At 44.5% G+C, this 22177-nt stretch carries 19 protein-coding genes; 8 read left to right on the plus strand and 11 right to left on the minus strand.

Annotated elements, in window-relative coordinates; all coding sequences use genetic code 11:
• The first annotated feature begins 6 nt into the window (after positions 1–6).
• Genes W293_RS0100840 through W293_RS0100850 form a run of 3 tightly spaced genes read left to right on the plus strand, consistent with a single transcriptional unit; the run spans position 7 to position 723 of the window.
• Positions 7–261, plus strand: coding sequence for a hypothetical protein (locus W293_RS0100840; RefSeq protein ID WP_025650646.1), 255 nt, complete (start codon positions 7–9; stop codon positions 259–261).
• A 3-nt stretch (positions 262–264) separates the two neighbouring features.
• Positions 265–504, plus strand: coding sequence for a hypothetical protein (locus W293_RS0100845; RefSeq protein ID WP_025650647.1), 240 nt, complete (start codon positions 265–267; stop codon positions 502–504).
• Between the two features lie 3 nt (positions 505–507).
• Positions 508–723 (plus strand): hypothetical protein, encoded by a 216-nt coding sequence (locus tag W293_RS0100850; protein ID WP_156915596.1) that lies wholly within the window; start codon positions 508–510, stop codon positions 721–723.
• Between the two features lie 467 nt (positions 724–1190).
• Here W293_RS0100850 and W293_RS0100855 read toward each other — a convergent pair whose 3' ends face one another.
• The gene (locus tag W293_RS0100855) at positions 1191–2105 is read right to left on the minus strand and encodes a hypothetical protein (RefSeq protein ID WP_025650649.1); all 915 of its coding nucleotides are present in this window, start codon (positions 2103–2105) and stop codon (positions 1191–1193) included.
• Between the two features lie 720 nt (positions 2106–2825).
• On the opposite strand from W293_RS0100855, the gene W293_RS0100860 reads away from it, so the two are divergent.
• Positions 2826–3584, plus strand: coding sequence for an IclR family transcriptional regulator (locus W293_RS0100860; protein WP_025650650.1), 759 nt, complete (start codon positions 2826–2828; stop codon positions 3582–3584).
• A 268-nt stretch (positions 3585–3852) separates the two neighbouring features.
• Here W293_RS0100860 and mmsB read toward each other — a convergent pair whose 3' ends face one another.
• The 8 genes from mmsB to W293_RS0100900 all read right to left on the minus strand — a co-directional run bounded on the left by mmsB (position 3853) and on the right by W293_RS0100900 (position 15666).
• Positions 3853–4815 (minus strand): 3-hydroxyisobutyrate dehydrogenase, encoded by a 963-nt coding sequence (gene mmsB, locus W293_RS0100865; protein WP_025650651.1) that lies wholly within the window; start codon positions 4813–4815, stop codon positions 3853–3855.
• 96 nt (positions 4816–4911) lie between these two features.
• Positions 4912–6180 carry an enoyl-CoA hydratase/isomerase family protein gene (locus W293_RS0100870; RefSeq protein ID WP_025650652.1) on the minus strand — a complete coding sequence of 423 codons (1269 nt, stop codon included), beginning with the start codon at positions 6178–6180 and terminating at the stop codon, positions 4912–4914.
• Between the two features lie 58 nt (positions 6181–6238).
• Entirely contained in the window at positions 6239–7021 is a 783-nt protein-coding gene (locus W293_RS0100875) for an enoyl-CoA hydratase (protein ID WP_025650653.1), read from the minus strand.
• Between the two features lie 132 nt (positions 7022–7153).
• Positions 7154–8314, minus strand: coding sequence for an acyl-CoA dehydrogenase family protein (locus tag W293_RS0100880; RefSeq protein ID WP_025650654.1), 1161 nt, complete (start codon positions 8312–8314; stop codon positions 7154–7156).
• 180 nt (positions 8315–8494) lie between these two features.
• The gene (locus W293_RS0100885; protein ID WP_025650655.1) at positions 8495–9979 is read right to left on the minus strand and encodes a CoA-acylating methylmalonate-semialdehyde dehydrogenase; all 1485 of its coding nucleotides are present in this window, start codon (positions 9977–9979) and stop codon (positions 8495–8497) included.
• Positions 9980–10251: 272 nt separating this feature from the next.
• Positions 10252–12348, minus strand: coding sequence for a propionate--CoA ligase (locus W293_RS0100890; RefSeq protein WP_025650656.1), 2097 nt, complete (start codon positions 12346–12348; stop codon positions 10252–10254).
• Between the two features lie 312 nt (positions 12349–12660).
• On the minus strand, positions 12661–14325 hold the full coding sequence (locus tag W293_RS0100895; RefSeq protein ID WP_025650657.1) for a fatty acid--CoA ligase: 1665 nt from the start codon (positions 14323–14325) through the stop codon (positions 12661–12663).
• 207 nt (positions 14326–14532) lie between these two features.
• Positions 14533–15666: an MFS transporter gene (locus W293_RS0100900; protein ID WP_198015403.1), complete on the minus strand. Its 1134-nt coding sequence runs from the start codon at positions 15664–15666 to the stop codon at positions 14533–14535.
• Between the two features lie 774 nt (positions 15667–16440).
• On the opposite strand from W293_RS0100900, the gene W293_RS15870 reads away from it, so the two are divergent.
• The 4 genes from W293_RS15870 to W293_RS0100925 all read left to right on the plus strand — a co-directional run bounded on the left by W293_RS15870 (position 16441) and on the right by W293_RS0100925 (position 20047).
• Positions 16441–17373: a dienelactone hydrolase family protein gene (locus tag W293_RS15870; RefSeq protein WP_025650659.1), complete on the plus strand. Its 933-nt coding sequence runs from the start codon at positions 16441–16443 to the stop codon at positions 17371–17373.
• A gap of 119 nt (positions 17374–17492) precedes the next feature.
• Entirely contained in the window at positions 17493–18239 is a 747-nt protein-coding gene (locus W293_RS0100915; RefSeq protein ID WP_025650660.1) for a hypothetical protein, read from the plus strand.
• Positions 18240–18494: 255 nt separating this feature from the next.
• The gene (locus W293_RS0100920; protein ID WP_025650661.1) at positions 18495–19241 is read left to right on the plus strand and encodes a hypothetical protein; all 747 of its coding nucleotides are present in this window, start codon (positions 18495–18497) and stop codon (positions 19239–19241) included.
• A gap of 62 nt (positions 19242–19303) precedes the next feature.
• Positions 19304–20047: a hypothetical protein gene (locus W293_RS0100925; protein WP_025650662.1), complete on the plus strand. Its 744-nt coding sequence runs from the start codon at positions 19304–19306 to the stop codon at positions 20045–20047.
• 125 nt (positions 20048–20172) lie between these two features.
• On the opposite strand, the gene W293_RS0100930 is transcribed toward W293_RS0100925, so the two are convergent.
• Positions 20173–20682 (minus strand): Rrf2 family transcriptional regulator, encoded by a 510-nt coding sequence (locus tag W293_RS0100930; RefSeq protein WP_025650663.1) that lies wholly within the window; start codon positions 20680–20682, stop codon positions 20173–20175.
• Positions 20683–20767: 85 nt separating this feature from the next.
• Positions 20768–22009, minus strand: a complete 1242-nt coding sequence (locus W293_RS0100935; protein WP_025650664.1) for an NnrS family protein — start codon at positions 22007–22009, stop codon at positions 20768–20770.
• Between the last annotated feature and the right edge of the window lie 168 nt (positions 22010–22177).

Genomic DNA, 22177 nt, shown 5'->3' on the forward strand with positions numbered 1-22177 from the left:
AAGCAAATGCGATTACCAGACCTTAACGACCTGATAGCAGACTTGCAGACAGCAAAGCAGATAGCGATTGATGACCGCAATCCGAACGCCATAGTCACAGCCACCATGAGCCAAGCCAAGTTACTAGGCATGGATAACATGAGGGACATAACACCGCATAACGGTCAGCCAGTCGTTTTTAATATCGCAGGTGTATCACCAGAACCATTAACGCCTGAAGTGGCACTGGCAATCAGTAAGCGATTAGATGAGGAGTATTGAGCCATGAGCAGATTAACACTTGATGACTTACTCGATCAGTTAGAACAGGCAAGGCAAATCGCCATAGATGACCGCAAACCGTCTGCAATGATACAAGCCACTGCTACTATGGCAAAGCTGACAGGGTTAGATAAGCCAGTGATTAAAGATGTTTATGCCGATGAGGTGCAAACCATTAGCGAGCTGATGAATGAATTGTCGTCTGAGCAAGCAGCGATAACCTATAAAAATATTATGGGGTAAAGAATGAAAATGAATATTGATGACCTGATGACAGAATTAGACGATGCTAGATTGACCGCTAAGGCTAACGGACAGGCATCTGCTATGGTTGCTGCTACCATGTCAAAAGCTAAGCTACTGGGGCTAGATAAAGGTGATAGTGATAAGGACAGCGAGGTAATGCCCGTTAAGATAGTTATTCAAACGGTGGACGCTCGCAATCCTGATAGAGTGTGTTAGTTTTCGGACACGTTAGAGGGGGGTATTGTTTGGTATATTTACGCTCGAACCAACGGACACCCCACCTATTGCCACGCGCAAAATAAAACCCGTTTTAAAAATAGGTTAAAGCCGCAAACCTAGCCGAACCCTTATAGCGTATAACTTAGCGTCTATAATTGGTTAAAACAAGCATGTTAAAAAGTTAATAGAGGTTAAAGCAGAAAGCAATAGCTAAACTTTTAATTATGCGGACGTATAAAAATTACTTAAGCAGCGGTAACCGCTTGCCAAGTCATGAACAAACAGACCGCCCTATAGCTACCAATAAGAATAGATAACTATAAAAATGGCTACCAAAGTGGCTACCAAAACATATTAGAAATATATATTTACTAATTAAATCAATTACTTATAAACAATAAAAAAACGACCCGAAGGCCGCCTTTTTTACTTACTCTAAATACAGTGCTTAGACTGCGATTAGATTAGAAACGGTAAGTTGCACCAAGTTTAACAATTGGGAACCACTCTAACCAATCTTTATCTTCAAGTTCTTGCTCAGCAAGATTTGCAACTTGGCCAGCATTTAAACCAGAAGGTACATTATTAACACCATTAGAAATGCCTACTAGTTTTTCTGGGTTTTTTGCATTAACAGTCGCATCAGTTTTACCCATGTATGCTGCACCGATTTCGCCGAATACACCCCAGTTGTTGCCGATGTTAGGACGGAAACCAATAGTAGCATAAGGAGCTAGCTTGTTACGGTGTTCCAACGTACCTTGTAGAGTACCTACATCATCTGCACTATACTTAACATCGTTAATTTGGTAATAGCTGTTTTCACCACCACCATTAGCATTAGCAGTTACATCGATATCGTTGTCAGGAACAATAACACCAGCACCCATAGTGAACCAGTTAGCTGCAGGACGGTATTGAACGCCAAGGTACGGGTTGCTGAAGTCTGAATCAACTTCATAATTAACATCATTTGCATCAAAATCACCGCCGAATAGGTCAGCTACATCACCGCCTGCCCAACCAGCTTGTAGTTCAGTTTTTTCGTTCATTGACCAAGCAATGTTCGCACCATAACCTAAAGTACCCACTTCAGCGCTAACAGCGGCTGGGTTAACAGCGGTTTGGAAGAAAGTTTTAGTACCACCAAAAACTGCGCCAGTCGTGTTACGAACTATGCCAGCGTCGGCATTGTATGCATAAGCAGGTTCAGCTTGATAAGCGACAGCAACAGGCTCAGCTTCATAGGCAACTGCAACAGGCTCAGCTTCGTATACAACAGCATCAGCTTCGTCAACAACGATAACAGGTTCAGCAGCTAAAGCCGCAGTTGACGCTAGAATAGCGGCAGAGATTGCAGATAGTTTAATAAATTTCATAATTACTCTCCTAAAGTGTGAAATAACTCGCCCATAAAAAATGATAATTCAGCTTTTTTTAAACCATCATTTTGTTGAGCAGATTAAAACAATTTTGGCTCAAAAAGTCACCCCTATAAACGCGCTTTTTATTTGCCATTATGTAAAGATTGCATAGAAATTGTAATAATTACTACACTAACCAGCAAAACTTCGGCTTCCAGTTACACAACGCTCTCAAAGTAACTTAAGAGCACAGACACGAATACTAAATGGCTTAATGTTCATGTAATGGTATTACAAAATATGTCATTATGATGGACGAGCCATGAAACTAATTCAATAGTAGTTATATGGCTTATTACTACAGTTTGTTGTGATTTGTGAGTTGACGTATCTTTTATTGCTTATCCTGCAGCTTTTGGCCTAAGACCATTTTGAGCAGGAATCATACGACAAGCCTATGTTTAAATAATAATTCAACTAATTATGGTTGATTCCATTTAAAAGAGAGTAAAGGCAACCGAGTGCAGAATTAGCAATCATACTTCAAGTTGGGTAAAGGCTGTCACTCTTTTATAGCGGATTGACTACATAGTGCGACTATTGCTTGTCTGAGACTGATATTATGCTAAATTAGAGAGTTATTCAGTCGTGTCTTAGCTTTACCAGTATTTGACTCATCGATTAAAACGTTTTGACGTTCTCTGCCTTATTATTTTTTATTATTGAGCCATTTTTATGCCTAAAGTATCGTCGATTACCCGTGTGTTAGAGATTATCGAAGCGGTGTCCTATGCCTCCAAACCTCTTTCTCCACTTGAACTGTCGCAAGAGCTAAATATCCCAAAACCCACCATCCATCGACTAATTCAGAACTTGGTTGATGAAGGGTTTGTGACCGTTGATATCGGTGGCGGTATTATACCCGGTAAGCGGGTCCGCAACCTAAGTGTCGAGCTCTGGCAACAGCGCCAGTTTTTTAATGAACGACAGCTGATCTTGCACAAGTTAGTTGATGAGATCAAAGAAACTTGTGGTATTGCTATTCCCTATCACATGGATATGCTCTATACCAACCGCGCTCAAACGTCGCTGCCATTACAGATTTATCTACCAGTGGGCGCAAAATCACCGATGTGGTGTACCGCTACAGGTAAGCTGTACCTGAGTCAATTGTCCACCACCAGTCGCAACAAAATCCTCCAAGGACTGCCGCTAGACAAATTCACCAAAAATACGATCACTGACGTTGATACTCTAAATGCCGAGCTTGATCGTATCGCTGAAACAGGTATTGGTATCGATAATGAAGAGTTTATTTCAGAGATGGTAGCGGTATCGGTGCCTGTGTTGGATAAAAAGTCACGCTATTTGGCTTCTTTATATATTCACGCCCCAACCATCCGCGTGTCATTAGATGAGCTAATGACACACGTGCCGCGTTTGCAGGCAGCGGCGAAGGATATTCAGACGCTGGTATACGAGCTACAAAATTGAAGGTAATAGATAGATGAACTTAGGGTCTGTTGAACATTCAAATATTAGGACTGCTGATTGCTAAAATCGTCCCAAACTAGGCGTAAACCGACGATAATGTCGAGACCTTAGCTAGGTTTACAACAACGTTTGGGGTGATTTTAGCATCAGCCTTTCAGGGCAGGGCTATTTTTATACTTTTCTTAGTCGCACTATCAAGAACAGTCTTTTAATACTTCATTAAACCACAGTATTCAAAACTGCTTAAGAGACTTAATCATTTAGAGCATTAAGATAGTACTGAGCTATCATGGCGCGCCATAATACTAGAAAAGTCCTTATCGCCGTTGTCTACCGTATGTGCTTCATAAAGTTCTGTCGCTTTGGCTCCCATTGGGGTTTCAACTTCCGTATCTTTAGCCGTTTGCATCGCAAGGTTAAGATCTTTTTGCATGAGCTTACTCATAAAGCCGCCTTTATAACCATTGCTAGATGGCACGTTCTCCATTACTTGCGGATAAGGGTTATAGACCTCTAATGTCCAATTGCGACCTGAACTTTGTAGCATAATATCTGATAGCACTTTAGGGTCAAGGCCGTTCTTAACCCCCAAATTAATCGCCTCTGCCGTTCCGGCCATTAGAATGCCTAACAGCATGTTATTGCAGATTTTCGCGACTTGTCCAGCACCGTGGTCGCCAGCATGAAATATATTTTTGCCCATAACAGCGAGTATCGGCTCAGCTTTGGCGAACGCATCGTCGCTACCACCAACGATGAACGTTAAACTACCAGCGATGGCGCCGCCTGTACCGCCAGAGACTGGCGCATCTAAGAAGTCTATACCAAGCTTACTTGCTGCTTCTGCTACCAATCTTGCATCAGCTGCCGCGATGGTACTGCTATCGATGACCAACGTACCCTTGGGCAATTCTGCCAGTAGGCCTTCGGCCCCATTATCTCCATCATTACCTAAATAGACAGAATGGACGTGCTTGCCCGCAGGCAACATGCTAATGACGACTTGTGCATTGTTCGCAGCATCTTTAGGGCTAGCAGCCACACTGGCACCTGCTTTCTGCAAGCGCTGGGTAGCGTCTTCAGACAAATCATAGACAGAGAGCATATAACCTGCCTTTAATAAATTCTCTGCCATCGGTGCGCCCATATTGCCAAGCCCAATAAAGGCTATATTTGGCTTGCCAGTATTATTTGAGTCTTTATTGCTTAAACCTGAATCCTTTGTTCCCATCTCATCGCTCCTTGATGATTGCTTATGCAGACAGTGCTACACATAGTTTTACGTTTTTTAATTTATACCTGATTCTTATAACGAGGTTACAAGCTCTTAGCGCACAAGCTGGCTGCCTAAAGCTTCATCACCCAACCAATCGCCCAAAGGATGCTCGCCTTTAGCATAAGGGTTCACAAAGTGCTGATGTATATATTCCTGCCCTTCGGTACTGAGACAGTCTGCTAATGAACGCGACCATTGTGGATTGCGATCTTTATCAATTAGTAGCGCACGTACGCCTTCTTTAAAGTCAGGATTGGCCGCACAATGTACCGCTACGTTGGCCTCTAAATACAGAACTTGTTCTAGCGATAAGTCCGTGACTTTATGATAAAGCGCGTAGGTCAAAGCGGCGGTAACTGGGCAACCTTGACGATATGTGTCTGCTGCCCGCTGCGTCCAGCTGTCTGCTGCAAAGTCTGAGTTTAGCTTTGCTAGCGCTTCGTCACTTTGTAGAAGTGCATCAATATCTCCCAGTCCACCGCTGTTCATCAACTGTTGGATAGGATGCCAATAGGTTGCTAATTTGCTAGCAGGCAATTCGGCAACAGGCTGTGCTGCCAGCGCGCGACTAACGATACTATGAGCGCTATTGTTGTGACATTTATCGGTGCTACCTGCTGCCACTTGCCAATCGCTCTGTTTTAAGCTTTGTATGATGGCATCATAATCACTACTGGCAACGGCATACTCTGCAAGATTAGATAATAAAGCGTCATTGCCGTTACACATCGCACCTGTTAACCCTAAGAACAAACCTGTTTTAGCTGGCATGCGCTGTAAAAACCAACTGCCAGAAGCATCAGGAAACAGTCCAATAGTTACTTCTGGCATAGCAAAGCGGGTGCGCTCAGTGACCAAACGATGACTACAGCCAGCCATCAAACCCATGCCGCCACCCATAATAATGCCGTCACCCCAGAGTATTAATGGCTTTGGATAAAAATGCATCTGCCGATAAAGACGGTATTCATGACCAAAAAACTCTGTCGCATATGGGTTCGGTAGCGGCGCACTGGTAGACATACTGTCATACAGCTTACGGATATCGCCGCCAGCACAAAACGCCTTGTCGCCTGCTCCTTTTAATACCAATGCCACTATCTGATCGTCATTTTGCCACTGCTCTAGCTGCTGGGCTAATAACTGACACATCTCAACACTGAGCGCATTGAGAGATTTGGGCGTGTTTAACGTCATTATTCCAATAAGATGGCCACACTCTGTCGGCTCGGTATCGAACAGTACTGGCGCTTCTTGTGTGATTGTTTCTACGGAATTTTGATTATTAGTATCGTCCGTCGCTGTCGTAGCTGCTGTCATAAAAGTAACCTAAAAATTAAAAGGAAAAATATTAGCGCTAAGTCTGATTTAATTTGGCCTATTTATTTTGCCAAGTGGGTTTACGCTTTTCTAAGAACGCTTGCACGCCTTCGCGCTGATCTTTGGTGTCGAATAACTTAACAAAAGCTTCGCGCTCATGGATAAGGTTTTGTGCAGGCGGGGTATTTCTTGCGGCTTGGATAAGCTGTTTAGAGTAACTGACGGCAACAGGTGATTGCTTAGCAACTTTTTGCGCCAATGCTTGTGCCGCTAATAAACCGCCACCTTTTGCCGTAACTTCTTCGACTAAGCCAATGCGTAATGCGGTCTCGGCATCGACGCGCTCACCACACAATATAATACGCTTCGCCCAGCCTTCGCCAACCAACATAGTGAGGTTTTGGGTACCGCCCGCGCATGGCAATAAGCCCACGCCCGTCTCTGGTAAAGCCATCTGTGCATGCGCTTCTGCGATACGAATATCACAGGCCAGCGCGCACTCAAGTCCACCGCCCATCGCATAACCATTTATAACCGCGATACTGACACCGCGATACGCTGATAGCGCTTCAAACGCTTCACCAAACGCGATTGCCATGCTGATTGCTTGGCCTTTATCACCGTCTGAGAAATTGTTTAAATCCGCACCTGCTGAAAAGAACTTCTCGCCATCGCCATGGATAATTAAGGCGTAAACATCATCATTGGCATTGAGGTCAGTAACCAGCTGCTTTAGCGCTGGTAGACTGTCCATCGTCCACGTATGGGCTGGTGGGTTATTCAGTGTTACGGTAGCAATGTGACCGTCAATTGATAACTTGAGGTTGGTATAATCCGTCATAAATAATCCTTTATTTTATCTGAATTTGGTAAGATTTATTGGTTAAGCGCTAGGTAAAATAGCTATAGAAAACCATAGCGAACTTAAAGTATTGCTATAAAAGTATTGTCATAAAATAGTTGCGTACTTCGATTAACGCAATTGACTCAATGCATCATCCTGCATGAGCTGACGCGAGACAATCACTCGCATGATCTCATTAGTGCCTTCTAAAATCTGATGAACACGCAAGTCTCGTACATGTCGCTCTAGCGGATACTCATTTAGATAACCATAGCCACCATGTAGCTGTAAGGCTTCATTGGCAACATCGAAACAAAGATCAGTGGAAAGACGCTTTGCCATCGCACAATAGGTAGAAGCTTGCCCATCATTGTTATCGACTTTATTAGCCGCTAGATACAGCATTTGTCGCGCGGTAATGGTCTGAGTGAGCATATCCGCAAGCTTAAACTGTACGGACTGTAAGCTGGCAATCGGGCTACCAAACTGGCTACGCTCTTGGACGTAATTTGTCGCTGTCTCTAGCGCTGACTGCGCCGTACCTACCGCACAGATACCAATATTGATACGACCGCCATCTAAGCCTTTCATCGCAATGCGAAAACCTTGGCCTTCCTCGCCGATTAAATTCTCTGCTGGCACCTTGACATCTTTAAAGCTGATGGTACGCGTCGGCTGCGCTTTCCAACCCATTTTATGCTCGTTTTTACCATACTCAATACCATCGCTGTCAGCGTCTACCACAAATGCTGAAACCCCTTTTGGGCCTGCACCGCCTGTACGTGCCATGACCACTAAGACGTCAGTCGAGCCTGCGCCCGAGATAAAGGTTTTTTCGCCATTGAGTACATAATGGTCGCCTTGCTTATCAGCTTTGGTGCGTAATGAGGCAGCATCAGAACCGGCGTTTGGCTCAGTTAAGCAATAGCTTCCAAGCCATTCACCACTGACCATATTGGGTAAATACTTTTTACACAAAGCATCACTACCATACTCACCGATCATCCAGCCCGCCATGTTATGAATGCTCATATAAGCAGCGACTGCCGTATCACCCCATGCCAGCTCTTCAAACACCATCGCAGAGTCTAAGCGCGGTAGCCCTAAGCCATCATATTCTGGATTGGTATATAACCCTAAAAATCCAAGCTCACCTGATTTTTTGATGACATCGATTGGGAAATGTGAGGTACGATCCCACTCAGCCGCGTTCGGCTTTAGCTCTTTTTGGGCAAATTGCCGAGCGGTTTGGCGAAAAGCAATTTGGTCTTCCGTTAATGAGAAATCCATAGGGTCATCCTTGTGCTTGCATAGCAAATATGGTGAAGAAAGTTTAATAAGTCATCAGTTCAATATCGTTATACAGTATAGCAGCGACAAAACGACAATCATAAATCATGCTTTGTCAAAACATACTGAGTAAGATTGTCGCTATGTTGTTGAGATGCTGCCAATATAGTGGATTAACGATTACATTGAAATAGTGGTATTCACGCCGCGGCTTGCCTCATCATCAAACCAACGTGCAGTAACCGTCTTGGTCTGGGTGTAGAATTGTACCGCCTGCTTACCATAAGGACCGAGATCACCAAGTTTACTAGCACGCGAGCCTGAGAATGAGAACATCGGTAGTGGCACAGGAATTGGTAAGTTAATACCGATTTGACCGACTTGCACATCTTGTTGGAATTTATGTGCCGCAGCGCCTGACTGAGTAAAGATCGCCGTACCATTACCATGTGGGTTGGCATTCAATAGCTCAATCGCTTCATCAAGGTCAGCTGCACGCATGATACACAGAACAGGCCCAAAGATTTCTTGCTGATAAATTTGCATATCACTTGTGACATTATCAAAGATAGTCGGTCCTACAAAGTTGCCTTTCTCATAGCCTTCGACAGTAATGCCACGACCATCAAGAATCAAGCTAGCGCCTTCTTCTACACCAGTATCAATCAAATGCTCAACACGGGCTTTTGCGGCAGGAGAAATTAGTGGACCTAAGTCTTTATCATGCTTACCTGCGGATACGACTAAGCCTGTTGCTTTGGCTTTGATATCGTCAATCCATTCACCTGCTGCACCGACTAACACCACGACTGACAATGCCATACAACGTTGACCGGCGGCACCAAAGGCTGCACCCGCTAGCTGATTGAGTGTTTGCTCTTTATTGGCATCAGGTAGGATAACGCCATGGTTTTTGGCACCCATCATGCACTGGGCACGTTTGCCAGATTTACTAGCGCGCTCGTAGACATGCTTGCCGACGTTGGTAGAACCAACAAACGAAACCGCTTTGATATCTGGATGATCACAAATGGCATCAACCGTCGCCTTGCCGCCATGTACGACGTTTAACACACCTTCAGGTACGCCCGCTTCAACGGCAAGCTCAACCAAACGCATGGTCACCATCGGGTCTTGTTCAGAAGGCTTTAGAATGAATGTATTACCTGTAGCAATCGCCATTGGGAACATCCATAGTGGAATCATCGCTGGGAAGTTAAACGGCGTGATACCAGCACAGACGCCAAGTGGCTGCCAAATGCTATAAGTGTCTACGCCTGAGGCGACGTTTTCAACGAAGTCGCCGATTTGCAGATTGGCAATACCTGCGGCATGTTCGACGACTTCTAGACCACGGAATACATCACCGCGAGCGTCAGCGATAGTCTTGCCCTGCTCTGCTGTCAGGATTTCTGCCAGCTCATCCATATGATCGCGTATGAGTGCTTGATACTTTAAAAAGATACGCGCACGCGTGGTGATTGGCGTTTTGCGCCACGTCTGAAAGGCTTTCTGAGCGGCAGCGACGGCTTGATTGATTTCATCATCAGTGGTTTGAGGGACTTTAGCGATAACTTCTTGGGTGGCGGGATCGGTGATATCAATCCATTCGCTGGTATTAGAATCAACAAATTGACCATTGATGAGCTGCTGAACGTGGTGCATAAGATATCCTTATCTTTTTTGCAAGATTACCGTTTGACGGTATCTTCATATCTATAAAGAGAATTAGAAACGATAAGTTTCTACGAATAAAGCTTTATTTTAAAGTGATTTATTTTGTATCATTATTGACTATAACAATAAATCAATTTTAGGGTCAAGTGTTTTATGTGTACTGCTTGTCTCTACATTTAGGCCAAAAAAAGCCCATGATTGTGCATGGGCTTTTTCGGTATCAAAGGTGGCTGGTTTTTTTCAATTGATACGCCATTAGATTAATAATCTTTCATAGACTGTTTAATGGCGTCAATGGCCGTTGGATTGTCAAGCGTTGACATATCTCCGGTAGGCTTATTCTCTGCTAATGCGCGAATAGCACGGCGTAGGATTTTGCCAGAGCGCGTTTTGGGTAATGCTTGCGGGAAATAAATCGCCGCGGGCCTTGCGATACCACCAAGAGATTTTACCACTGCCCCAATCACTTGCTGCTCAATACGGAAGCGGTTTTCGGTCGTCGCTACTTGGTCATGATCTTTTAGCACACAAAAAGCAATGGGCAACTCGCCTTTTAACTGATCCTGAATACCCACGACCGCACACTCAGCCATCTCTGGATGGGTACTGATGGCCTCTTCAATCTCTTGCGTGCCAATACGATGACCGGCGACGTTAATCACATCATCGGTGCGTCCTAAGATATAAAAATAGCCGTCGTCGTCGGTCACGGCATAGTCTGAGGTTGAGTAGTGCTTGCCATCAAACAGACCAAAATAGCTGCTGATAAAGCGCTCATCATTACGCCATACGGTGGTAAGACAACCAGGCGGCAGTGGTGCGCGAATGGCGAGCAAGCCCTTTTCGTCAGCTTTACAAAGCTCACCGGTTTCTTCATTGATGACGTGGGCATCATAACCATACATAGGATAACCAGGTGAGCCTTGTTTGTGCGGTTTATGATTAAATTTAGGCGTGTTACTTAGGATTGGCCAGCCAGACTCTGTCTGCCAATAATGATCTAAAATCGGCACCCCTAAATGCTTGGTCAACCAATTGGCCGTTGACTCATCGAGTGGCTCACCTGCCAAAAAGAATGACTTAAGGCTAGAAACGTCGTAGCGCGTCATCCACGTTTCATCTTGTTTTTTCAGCATACGCACACCCGTCGGTGCGGTAAATAAAATATTCACCTTGTTTGCTTCGACAATCCGCCACCAAATACCTGGATTTGGACGATGCGGCAAACCTTCATACATGACACTGGTCATGCCAGCGAGCAACGGCGCATAAATGGTATAAGAATGCCCAACTGCCCAGCCGATATCTGATATCGCCCAAAAAGTTTCGCCGGCTTTGCCATCGTAGATATAATCTATCGACGTCGTTAGCGCCACCGCATGACCACCGGTATCGCGCTGCACACCCTTTGGCGTTCCAGTGGTGCCTGAAGTATAAAGCAAATAAGAGGGCGTATTTGACTCTAACCAAACTGGCTCAACAATGGCGTTGGCCTCACAACTGATACGACGCTGGGTTGCATAATCGACATCGATAGATTTTTTCTCGAACGGTAATACACCACGATTGACCACTAGTACATGCTCGGGCTTGATTGTCGCTTGCTCAACACCTTGATTGACGAGGCTTTTATAATTAATAACTTTACCGCCGCGTAGACCTGCATCGACAGTGATGACCATTTTTGCCTCGGCATCATCCATACGGATAGCCAAGTTATGGGCAGCAAAACCACCAAATACCACCGAATGTACCGCACCGATACGCGCACAGGCTAGCATGGCGTAAGCCGCCTCTAATATCATCGGCATATAAATGATGACGCGATCGCCCTTCTCGATACCATGACGCTGTAGCACATCGGCGAAGTAATTCACTTCTTTATAAAGGTCGTTATAAGTCAGGCGCCGCTTAGTATAATCGGTATAAAGCTCAACGTTATTGCCCAAGTCTTTAAAGGCATCGACTACGGCAGGAAAGGTTTCGATTAACTCTTGGTTAATTTCAGAGGATAGCCAAATAAAAGCATCTTGCTCAGCGCGCTCTGCAAGGTGGCGATCGACACAGTTGTAGCAAAGATTGGTTTCACCGCCGACGAACCATTTGGCAAATGGCAAATTGCTGTCATCAAGGATTTGCTCAGGCTCTTTATGCCAATAAATCCGCTTGGCTTGCTCTGCCCAAAACTGCTCTTTATTATCAATAGAGGACTGATAAATATCGGCAAAGCTTTGCGTGCTATTAAATGATGGGGGAGACTCTTGGCTAGAGGATTGATTAAAGTTTTGATTATTATTGTGATTTATAGCTGGCTGGCTAGTTTGTTGAGAATTTTGACGAATGGCTTGCTCGTTCATAATGGCTGTCCTTAGCGTAAACGATGGGTAATGCTGTACGTTTTTATAAAAAACAAGGTTATAATAAGCGATACTATAAAAAGCGCTTTTATAAGAGATGATTTTATAATATGACGCTTTATAAGATACGCTCTTATTCAATACTATCATAATATAAAACTGGCTGTCCCTGCCAGAACTGAAAAACCGATACGTTATGTATCGGTTTAAAATGTAGCAGAGCTAGATATAAAGGTCAACTACTACGCATGTCAGCCATTTGATATTTTGCTTAACGCAAGCGTTTTAAACAGCTGACTATTTAATGAAGTCTTATTTCTGCTCATCGTACATTTCGCGCATGACTTTTTTGTCATGTTTGCCTACAGAAGTTTTGGGCAACTCATCAACGAACTTAAACTGACTGGGCACACCATATTTAGGAATGATACCGCGCTCTACCGCTTTCTCAGCGATGGCTTTGATGTCCTCCACCTTGGTATCTTGGCAATCAGGCTTGAGTACCACCAAGGCCAATGGACGCTCGCCCCACTGCTTATCGCGAACGCCAATAACTGACACATCAGCCACTGCTGGATGCAGGGATAAAATCGTCTCAATCTCAAGCGATGATATCCATTCGCCGCCTGACTTAATCACATCTTTTAGACGATCGGTGATTCTAATGTAGCCATCAGGACGGACATAGGCGATATCTTGAGTATGCATGTAGCCGTTTTCCCACAGCTCTTTGCCTGCATCGTCATTTTTCAGATAGCTCTGGGTCAACCACGGTGCGCGCAGTACCAGCTCACCTGTATTTTCTTCACCCGTACCCACCGATTGATTGTTTTCGCCCCATACCTGTGCATCGACCATGACCACTGGCTTACCAGTCATACAACGGCGAGAAATGTCTTCTTCTTCCGTCATTTCTGGTTCGTTGAGGCTAAACTCTGTCAAGCTAATAAGCGGCGCCGTCTCTGACATACCATAGCCCGTATAGACTTCGATATCTTGCGCCAATGCAGACTTTGCTAAGCCTTCGGTCAATCTTGAACCACCGATGATCATTTTTAGACCGTTAAAGCTGGCCCCACGATCTTGCGCTTCTTTGAGTACCATTTGCAAAATCGTCGGCACACAATGGGTGATACTGACTTTTTCTTTAATGATTAAATCCAGCAAAGTATCAGGCGCATAGCGTCCCGGATAGACCTGCTTGAGACCGACCATCGTTGCGGTAAACGGGAAACCCCATGCATGCACATGGAACATCGGCGTCATCGGCATATAAACATCGCCGTTACTCACGCCTTGTTTGTTCGGCAACATACCTAGGGTGGCGGCTTCTGCCATACTATGTAGCACTAGCTGACGATGGCTAAAAAACACGCCCTTTGGGTCGCCTGTGGTGCCCGAAGTATAAAAAGTCGTCGCAATGGTGTTTTCATCAAAGTCTTGGAAGTCAAAGGTGTCATCAGCGGCTTCGAGCAATGCCTCATACTCACCCGTTACGCGACTTTGGTTGTCACCAAAGACCCCTTCTACTGTCATGCCATTGTCATCTAGCCAGATGATATGCTCGATACTAGAGTTCTCAAACTGATAATCCTTCACCAGTGCGGCAAACTCAGAGTTCAGCATCAGCACTTTTGGTTTCGCATGATTAATGGTGTACAGCACTTTTTCTGGTGATAAGCGGATATTGACGGTCTGCAAAATATACTGCGACATCGGCACTGCAAAGTAGGATTCTAAATAGCGATGGCTGTCCCAATCCATGACGGCGACCACATCACCAGTAGCGAGATTCAAGTCGGCTAAAACGTTCGCTAAGCGATTGATACGATTAAACAGATCTTTATAAGTAAAGCGTTTTTTATCCGCGTAAACGATTTCTTGATCTTGTGAGACGGTTTTGGCACGGTTTAACAATTGCTTGATCAGAAGTGGAAACTCATAAGCAGCTGGTGCGCTGTGGTAAATATTTGACATAAATCTGACGTCCTTGTTGAGTATTTTTGATAATTTTAATGGCTATTAAAGGGTTTGAGGCAAACTAAAATTATTGTTTTAATAAAAGATATGTTCGATAAGCCTGATACTGATAGTAAGAAAAAACCGCTTATATGTAAAGGCTGCTTGCGTAAGTACTGAAACAGCAACAGTGATTTTCCTGCCCTTTTTTATTGGCTATATAGGTTAAGTAGTACGAGTTTTGGTTTTTATCATGCCAAAGCTAGCGACTAATAATGCCAATACTTGCACGAATAATAACAACCCTACCGTAAGCGACCATTGACCGCGCGCATAGGCTATCCCGCATAGCCAAGCACCTAAAGTACCACCTGCATAATAGGCCATATAGTATAAACCAGAAGCCAATGAGCGACCTTTTTTGACATTGACTGCGATATAGCTGATGGTTGCCGCCTGCGTGACAAACACGCCCGAGGACATAATTGCAAGTCCTACCACAATACCCCAAAGTGGCGTCACAAGGGTCAATAATACCCCAAGCATTGATACAACAACGGCTACCCGAACGGTTCGTGCTGAACCAAATCGTCTTAGCAAGGTAGAGGATAATGGCGTAATGACCACCCCAATTAAATATACCGCAAAAATATTAGCCAGCGCCCCAGTACTAAGCTCATAGGGCGTGCCTGCTAGGTACAAATTGATAAAGGTAAAACAGCCAACTAAGGAAAATAGCACACAGGAACCAAGTAAACAGGCAGTGACCACATAACGATTGGTCAGGTGCTCGCTAAGTGTCTGTATCGCTGAGCGAAAGTTCGGGTTGGCTTCAAAGTGACGTGACGATGGTAGTATCTTACCCACCCAAAGCGCACCAATCAGCGTCATCGCTGCCATTACATAGTAGCCTGCGCGCCAGCCGATAAGCTCGTGTAAATGACCGAGCAAAAACCGTCCCATAAAGCCACCAAACACTGAGCCTGAGACGTAAAAAGACATCAATTCAGTGACTGCCCGCCCCTCAAACTCTTCACCGATATAAGCAATCGTCACCACAGTGATACCGGGCACGGACAACCCTTGTATAAAGCGCCACATACCCATCCAGCCAATGCTAGGGCTTTGCGCAATTAACGCCGTCGGAATCGCTAAAAACAGTAACGCGCCAACGATAAATGATTTACGCCCCACGGCATCAGAGAGCATACCCAAAAACGGTGACATGATAGCAATCGCTAACACAGTTGCTCCAACGATCATGCCCGCTTGGACTTCAGTCGCCGCAAAATCTAGCATCAGGACAGGTAGCACCGCTTGAATAGAATACACTTGTAAAAAAGCAAACATGCCAATCAAGCCAAAGGTGAGTTTTAAAACCCATGACGTAGAACCATTTGGCGAAGTGGAAGGCGGTGGGGCGGTATATTGGGTCTGATCAGTAGAATGATTCACAAGGAGGCTGACTATATTGGTTATGCCATGACAGTGATAAATACCTGTTATTGACTTGGATGAAAGATGGTTGATACAGCTATAGTCAAAATATCCTAAAAACGCGACGGTATTGCTTGCTGATATCAATTTTTTGTAGCCTCTGTCTGCACAGGCACAGCAAGCAAGGAAAATGGATATCAGTAGTGCGTGATGGTTCGATATTACTTTTCACTGACTATAGATACTAAAAGCGTTATATGATAAATCTATAGGATAAAATGGTATTTTTAAATAGTAAATACCTCTTAAATGATAAATATTTATCCTAAAGACAAGCGAGTTATGTTACCACATCAGACCTCATACTCAGTTTTAGATGTGTTATTGGCGCTACATTAGCCTTGTTATTTGACCAAAAAATATTGCCATTTTTCTTTATATCATAGCGCCGCCACTTATAGAAATACCTTTGCTTAAAATTAGCCGCGCTACTTAACATTAGCCACGCTTTACCTTCAAATTGGCATTGTAGCCTAGTCGCATTCGATACCGTGCAGGCGGTTTATGGCTTTGACAATTAAAAGATTAATGTCTACTATTATTTTGCCTTATCAGGTATAGCGTCAAAAATAGAATAAAAAATCAATAGCTAAGCCAATCAAAATTATACAACCCTCACATACAAGAATGTTTATCATGGTAAAAAATGCTGGGCTTGCAAAAGCTATTATTGTCACGGGCGCGTTGTTTTTTTCTATGCCGACTTTGGCTGAACTCAGCCTATCTGAGATTACAGTTCATACAGTAAATGAAGCATTACCAGAAGTACCAGCGATGCCATCAGACTGTATTGCAGATAGCGCAATCACGGCAGATGCTCTGTCAGATACTCGTGATAATGGTCCCTTCTCTGTCCGCACCAAACGCGTTTCGCGACAGTCAGCAAAGGGTTTCGGTGGTGGTACGATTCACTACCCGACCAATGCTAGCGGCTGCGGTCTGTTAGGCGCTATCGCTGTGGTTCCGGGTTATGTGTCCTACGAGGCTGCTATTAAATGGTGGGGGCCGCGTCTGGCATCTTGGGGCTTCGTCGTTATCACTATCAATACCCACTCTATCTATGACGATCCAGATAGCAGAGCGGCTCAATTGAACGCCGCGCTCGACCACATGATCGCTGATGACACCGTCGGCAGCATGATAGATCCTACGCGGTTGGGTGCTATTGGCTGGTCGATGGGCGGCGGCGGTGCGCTTAGACTGGCAACGGAGCGCAGCACAGTACGAGCCATCATGCCACTAGCACCCTACCATAACAAAAGCTATGGCGCGGTAAAAACGCCAACCTTAGTCATTACCTGCGAGCATGATCGGATTGCGCCTAACAATAAATATAGCAACGCTTTCTATAAAAATGCCACCGGCCCCAAAATGATAGTTGAAGTAAACAATGGTAGCCACTTTTGTCCAAGTTACCGCTTTAACGAGATATTGCTGAGTAAGCCTGGCATCGCGTGGATGCAGCGCCATATTAATAATGACACACGCTTCGATAAGTTTTTATGTGCCAACGAAAACTATAGCAAAAGCCCGCGCATTTCTGCTTACAATTATAAAGACTGTCCGTAAAGCGGTGTATAGGAATGGTGACATTTGCTTTAAGTCTCCCTTTATTTGCGTATATTAGGTCTAAGAACATTCGAATTTAGCTATCGAATTCAGCTATGATTTAAAGAGGATTATCTACAATGGAAGACCAGATACATGATTTGGGTGCAGGTTTTTGGAACATTCGCGGCTCGTTCGTGAGACAAGGCATGATCGATATAGGCAATCAATCAGCCTTAGTAAAGTTACACTCTGGAAAGTTTGTGCTGCTAGACAGCTATACGCTCACGGGTGACGTCCGCGCGCAAGTGATGGCGCTGACCAACAATGGGCAGGACATAGAAGCCGTACTCAACGTACATCCTTTTCATACGGTGCACTGTGCGCGAGTGGCAAAAGACTTTCCACATGCTCTATTTTACGGGAGTGCACGTCATCATAAAGAAGTGCCAGAAGTAACCTGGAGTGAGGATTACGTTGAAAGTGCAGCGGTCGCCGAGCGTTATCCTGAGCTTGAATTTTCACTACCGCAAGGCATTCATTATATTGCCCCTGATGATACGGTACATGCAAGCTCGCTCTTGGTATTCCATCCTGCCAGCCAAAGCTTATATGTCGACGATACCATCGAGACGCCACCGTCAAAACGCTTCAATGCGGTACAAGCGGGTATAAACTTACATGCCACGACGATAAAAGCACTAAGAGATGAACCAGATGCGGGCAAAAATTATTGCGATTGGGCCATCAATTTGGCACATGACTGGCGCGATGTGCGTCACTTTTGCGGCGCGCACTCAGGTTTAGTAGTGTTTGAAGAAGGTGAATTTGAAGCAGCATTATTGTCTACTATCCACAGCGCCCGTTCTGAGCTTGAGAAGGCTTAAATGAGTTAACTTGAATGGTCTAAACAATCACAAGAAATAGCACAAATAATAAGCGTAAATTATAAGCATTAAAACCCATCAGCAGTGAAAAAAGCCAAGCGAATGCGCGTTTATTAATGACAATTTCTCTTGAATTCACTGCGCTGATGGAATATCGCCACACATAACATCTTTTTTATAACAGACTTTAAGCGTGTCCTAAGTCATTATCCATGGCGAGACTGTTTATCATTGATCAATTAAGGAGAAATAATTATGACAGACAAAATTATAGATTTAGGCTCAGGATTCTGGAACATACGCGGAACTTTTCGTATAGGCGGCGTCCTAAATATCGGTACCCAATGCTCACTGATCAAGCTGGCATCGGGACGTTTTATATTTTTGGACAGCTATGCATTGGCCGGTGATATTCGTGCCAAGGTTATGGCATTGACCAATGACGGTCAAGATGTCGAAGCGGTGCTTAATTTGCACCCCTTTCACACGATTCACTGCGCACAGATGGCAAAGGATTTCCCGCAAGCCACTATGTATGGCAGTAGCCGCCATCATAAAAAAATACCTGAGGTCCAATGGTCAGATGACTTGGTGGAGAGCGAAGCGGTGGCACAGCGCTATCCTGAACTAGAGTTTTCTTTATCCCAAGGTGTGCATTATATCTCGCCTAACGAGATGATTCACGCAGGCTCATTATTGGTATTTCATCCTGCCAGTAAAAGCTTACACGTCGATGATACTTTTATGAATCCACCATCAAAGTTACTGCGCGCGGTGCTACCCGAGATAATGTTGCACCCAACGACCAAAAAAGCGCTAAAAAGCGAGCCTGATGCTGGTAAACAGTATTGCGACTGGGCAACGAGCTTGGCTCATGAGTGGCGTGATGTGCGTCACTTTTGCGCAGCGCACTCAGAGTTAACAACCTTTGCAGAAGGTGAATTTGAAAAGGCGTTAGTCAAGGCAGTAAGCAAAGCGCGTCCTAAGCTTGAGCAGGCGTAACGTCGTAGAACCGTTATGATTAGTACCGTTATGATAAATAAAAATGAAAAGGAATAATAACTATGTCAGACGAGATTCATGATTTGGGCTCAGGCTTTTGGAACATACGCGGCTCGTTTAAAATAGGCGGTGTCGTTAATATAGGCGCGCAATGCTCTTTGGTACGCTTACAGTCAGGAAAGTTTGTATTCTTGGACAGCTATACGTTGACCGATGAGGTTCGTGCTCAGGTCATGGCATTGACCAATGACGGTCAAGATGTCGAGGCGGTGCTCAATGTCCACCCCTTCCATACGGTACACTGTGCGCAAATGGCCAAGGACTTTCCAAAGGCTATATTTTACGGTAGTAGCCGTCATGCCGAACAAGTGCCAGAGGTAGCATGGGCAGATGATTTGGTTGAAAGCGAAGCAGTAGCTCAGCGCTATCCTGAGCTGGCTTTCTCTTTACCCAAGGGCATTTATTATATTGCGCCTGATGAAAAGATTCATGCTGGTTCGCTATTGGTTTATCATCCTGACAGCCGCAGCTTGCACGTCGATGATACCTTTGTGACGCCACCTTTAAAGCTACTAGATGCCGTGTTGCCTGACGTACTACTGCAACCTGATACCGAAAAAGCCCTGAAGAATGAAACTAATGCTGGCAAACAGTATTGCGACTGGGCAACAAGCTTGGCTCATGATTGGGATGTCCGTCATTTTTGCGCGGCACATACCCATATGATCGAGTTTGAAGCAGGCGAATTCACCGCAGCATTGTTAAAGACCATTGATAAAGCGCGTCCTAAACTAGAAAGCGCTTAAAGCTTATCAGTATCTAAAATTTTCAATGCAAAAAGGCCGCTATTATCAGCGGCTTTTTTATGAATTTATTATTATAGGGTCTATTTCCAAAACCTTGAACAGAATGATTTTGATGGTAAAGCAATTTAAGACAATAATGCTGCCAACTCCGCTTCATTATTCATCACGTCAGCCAATGTATAGCGCTCAAGCACCGCAATAAAGGCTGTAAGCGCTTCAAAAAACACCCCTTTTAATTGGCAAACTGGACTAATCACACAGCCTACCTTAGAGATAGATGCGGACTCATCTATTAGCGTAATGGGCAATCCTTTTGAATGTGGTTGGCGCTCGCCATTGGGCAACTGCGTCGCAAAACATTCTACTAGCGCAAAATCTGGTTCGATCTGCTTAATCAATACGCCCAAGTTGATGTCTTTTGGCGCGCATGCCAGCCGAATACCGCCGTTTTTGCCACGGACGCTATCGATATAGCCAAGCTGACCGAGCTGATGAATAATCTTGGTCAAATGACTTTTAGAGATATTATAGCTGTTTGCGATATCACTGATGTTGGCCAGTGAGTACTGATCTGGTTTCACTGCTAAATAAATCAATGAGCGCAGTGCGTAGTCACTATAATTGGTTAGTCGCATTGATTCGCGCTCCTGTCTAGTTTGAGATTATTAAAAGTTAATGCTTTCATATTATACGTTTTCGAAATTTTTGCTCTAATGCATATTATCCAAATAAGCCGTCTGGTCTTGGTCGTGCTAGCATCGGTAAATAACTGATGCAGAACAGTACAAAGCAAGCAATCCACGCGCTTTGTGCCACCATAATCCATAACAAATAATGATTCATATCAACCAGCGGTAATAACACTCGGCTGACAAATACCAGTATCATCAGAATGTATACGACATTCACGCTCTTTGGTGGCTGATGAATACTGCGGCCCGTGTGTCCAAGCGATACCCGCGTCATCATCGCCACCGTCATCATCCCAACCCCTGCAATGGCCAATCCGTGCAGCGCAATACTATGCGCGTAGCCCAGCCAAGGCTGCAAAGCGTAGAGCAGGAAACTCAGACACATTCCCAAAAAGGCAATATATAATGACCACAGCAGTGGCTTTTGCCAAATACCGCGATTATACCATCCCAACAAACGAATGATATTGACCACGGCTACGCCAAGTGCCGTGATCGTCAGCAAATACTTATTAGGATAAAACAAATCGGCCAAAAAGAAAGCGAAGAAAAAAGCCAAGCTGGCAATATCCTGAATTTTACTATTTCGTAGCGTTATAGTGCCAGTGCCAGCCCCACTTAATCCGCGCTCAATAAAGAAAGGGACTACTCGCCGCCCAATAGTTAGCACTAAGCCAATGATTAAGTAAAAGCCCAAGTAGATACCTACTCTGGTCGTACTCATGTCTGCGCTTATAATACCCCAGTAGCACAGACCGTTACCCAGTGTTAGTAGCGCCAGCTTGGCCAAAATTCCCATTTGTTTGTATTGTTTGACTTGTAGCACTGCGCGAAATATAACGAAAGCCATCGAGCCGACAAACAACAAATCAAATAATGCCGCTGCATATAATAACCATGCACTACTTCCTGCAATGGTGACGCCAAGCCCAAAAGCCAACCATCCTAAACGCGCCAGCAACCAACAAGCAAAGATTGCCAGTAGCGAATAACCATGCGGCATCATCACTCCTGTCCATGTCTTTACTGCCGTCAGTAAAAAACCCGCCACCACAGCGAGTGCATAACCATAAATCATCTCGTGACCGTGCCAGTACAGCGGGTTTAAAACCTGAGCATCGATGTCGGTATGTCCGGTAAACACAAACGACCACAACACCATCATGATAATCGCAAATACTGCCGCAGCACTAAAAAATAGGCGAAAGCTGAGGTTAAGAATAGGATGTGGAGAGTATGGTGCTTTACTCGGTAGCTTGATAGAGTGCATAGCAGTCTTCTTAGAATTGATTTAAATCGCTTACTTAAAAGTTCATATTAAATGAATGTTATAAATTATACAATATGCGCAATGCACTTGATAGCTTATAAAATGATGAATGCATACAACAAAGGCGACTAGAGTGATAGCCTTTTTTAATGTCTATTTGATAAAGTA

This window comes from Psychrobacter sp. TB67, from assembly GCF_000511065.1.
In the GTDB taxonomy this organism is placed as follows: domain Bacteria; phylum Pseudomonadota; class Gammaproteobacteria; order Pseudomonadales; family Moraxellaceae; genus Psychrobacter; species Psychrobacter okhotskensis.

What these genes read in the sequence shown, in the direction of transcription:
- W293_RS0100840 (WP_025650646.1), top strand. Translation starts at nt 7, where the DNA reads ATGCGATTACCAGACCTTAACGACCTGATAGCAGACTTGCAGACAGCA.
- W293_RS0100845 (WP_025650647.1), top strand. Translation starts at nt 265, where the DNA reads ATGAGCAGATTAACACTTGATGACTTACTCGATCAGTTAGAACAGGCA.
- W293_RS0100850 (WP_156915596.1), top strand. Translation starts at nt 508, where the DNA reads ATGAAAATGAATATTGATGACCTGATGACAGAATTAGACGATGCTAGA.
- W293_RS0100855 (WP_025650649.1), bottom strand. Translation starts at nt 2,105, where the DNA reads ATGAAATTTATTAAACTATCTGCAATCTCTGCCGCTATTCTAGCGTCA.
- W293_RS0100860 (WP_025650650.1), top strand. Translation starts at nt 2,826, where the DNA reads ATGCCTAAAGTATCGTCGATTACCCGTGTGTTAGAGATTATCGAAGCG.
- mmsB (WP_025650651.1), bottom strand. Translation starts at nt 4,815, where the DNA reads ATGGGAACAAAGGATTCAGGTTTAAGCAATAAAGACTCAAATAATACT.
- W293_RS0100870 (WP_025650652.1), bottom strand. Translation starts at nt 6,180, where the DNA reads ATGACAGCAGCTACGACAGCGACGGACGATACTAATAATCAAAATTCC.
- W293_RS0100875 (WP_025650653.1), bottom strand. Translation starts at nt 7,021, where the DNA reads ATGACGGATTATACCAACCTCAAGTTATCAATTGACGGTCACATTGCT.
- W293_RS0100880 (WP_025650654.1), bottom strand. Translation starts at nt 8,314, where the DNA reads ATGGATTTCTCATTAACGGAAGACCAAATTGCTTTTCGCCAAACCGCT.
- W293_RS0100885 (WP_025650655.1), bottom strand. Translation starts at nt 9,979, where the DNA reads ATGCACCACGTTCAGCAGCTCATCAATGGTCAATTTGTTGATTCTAAT.
- W293_RS0100890 (WP_025650656.1), bottom strand. Translation starts at nt 12,348, where the DNA reads ATGAACGAGCAAGCCATTCGTCAAAATTCTCAACAAACTAGCCAGCCA.
- W293_RS0100895 (WP_025650657.1), bottom strand. Translation starts at nt 14,325, where the DNA reads ATGTCAAATATTTACCACAGCGCACCAGCTGCTTATGAGTTTCCACTT.
- W293_RS15870 (WP_025650659.1), top strand. Translation starts at nt 16,441, where the DNA reads ATGGTAAAAAATGCTGGGCTTGCAAAAGCTATTATTGTCACGGGCGCG.
- W293_RS0100915 (WP_025650660.1), top strand. Translation starts at nt 17,493, where the DNA reads ATGGAAGACCAGATACATGATTTGGGTGCAGGTTTTTGGAACATTCGC.
- W293_RS0100920 (WP_025650661.1), top strand. Translation starts at nt 18,495, where the DNA reads ATGACAGACAAAATTATAGATTTAGGCTCAGGATTCTGGAACATACGC.
- W293_RS0100925 (WP_025650662.1), top strand. Translation starts at nt 19,304, where the DNA reads ATGTCAGACGAGATTCATGATTTGGGCTCAGGCTTTTGGAACATACGC.
- W293_RS0100930 (WP_025650663.1), bottom strand. Translation starts at nt 20,682, where the DNA reads ATGCGACTAACCAATTATAGTGACTACGCACTGCGCTCATTGATTTAT.
- W293_RS0100935 (WP_025650664.1), bottom strand. Translation starts at nt 22,009, where the DNA reads ATGCACTCTATCAAGCTACCGAGTAAAGCACCATACTCTCCACATCCT.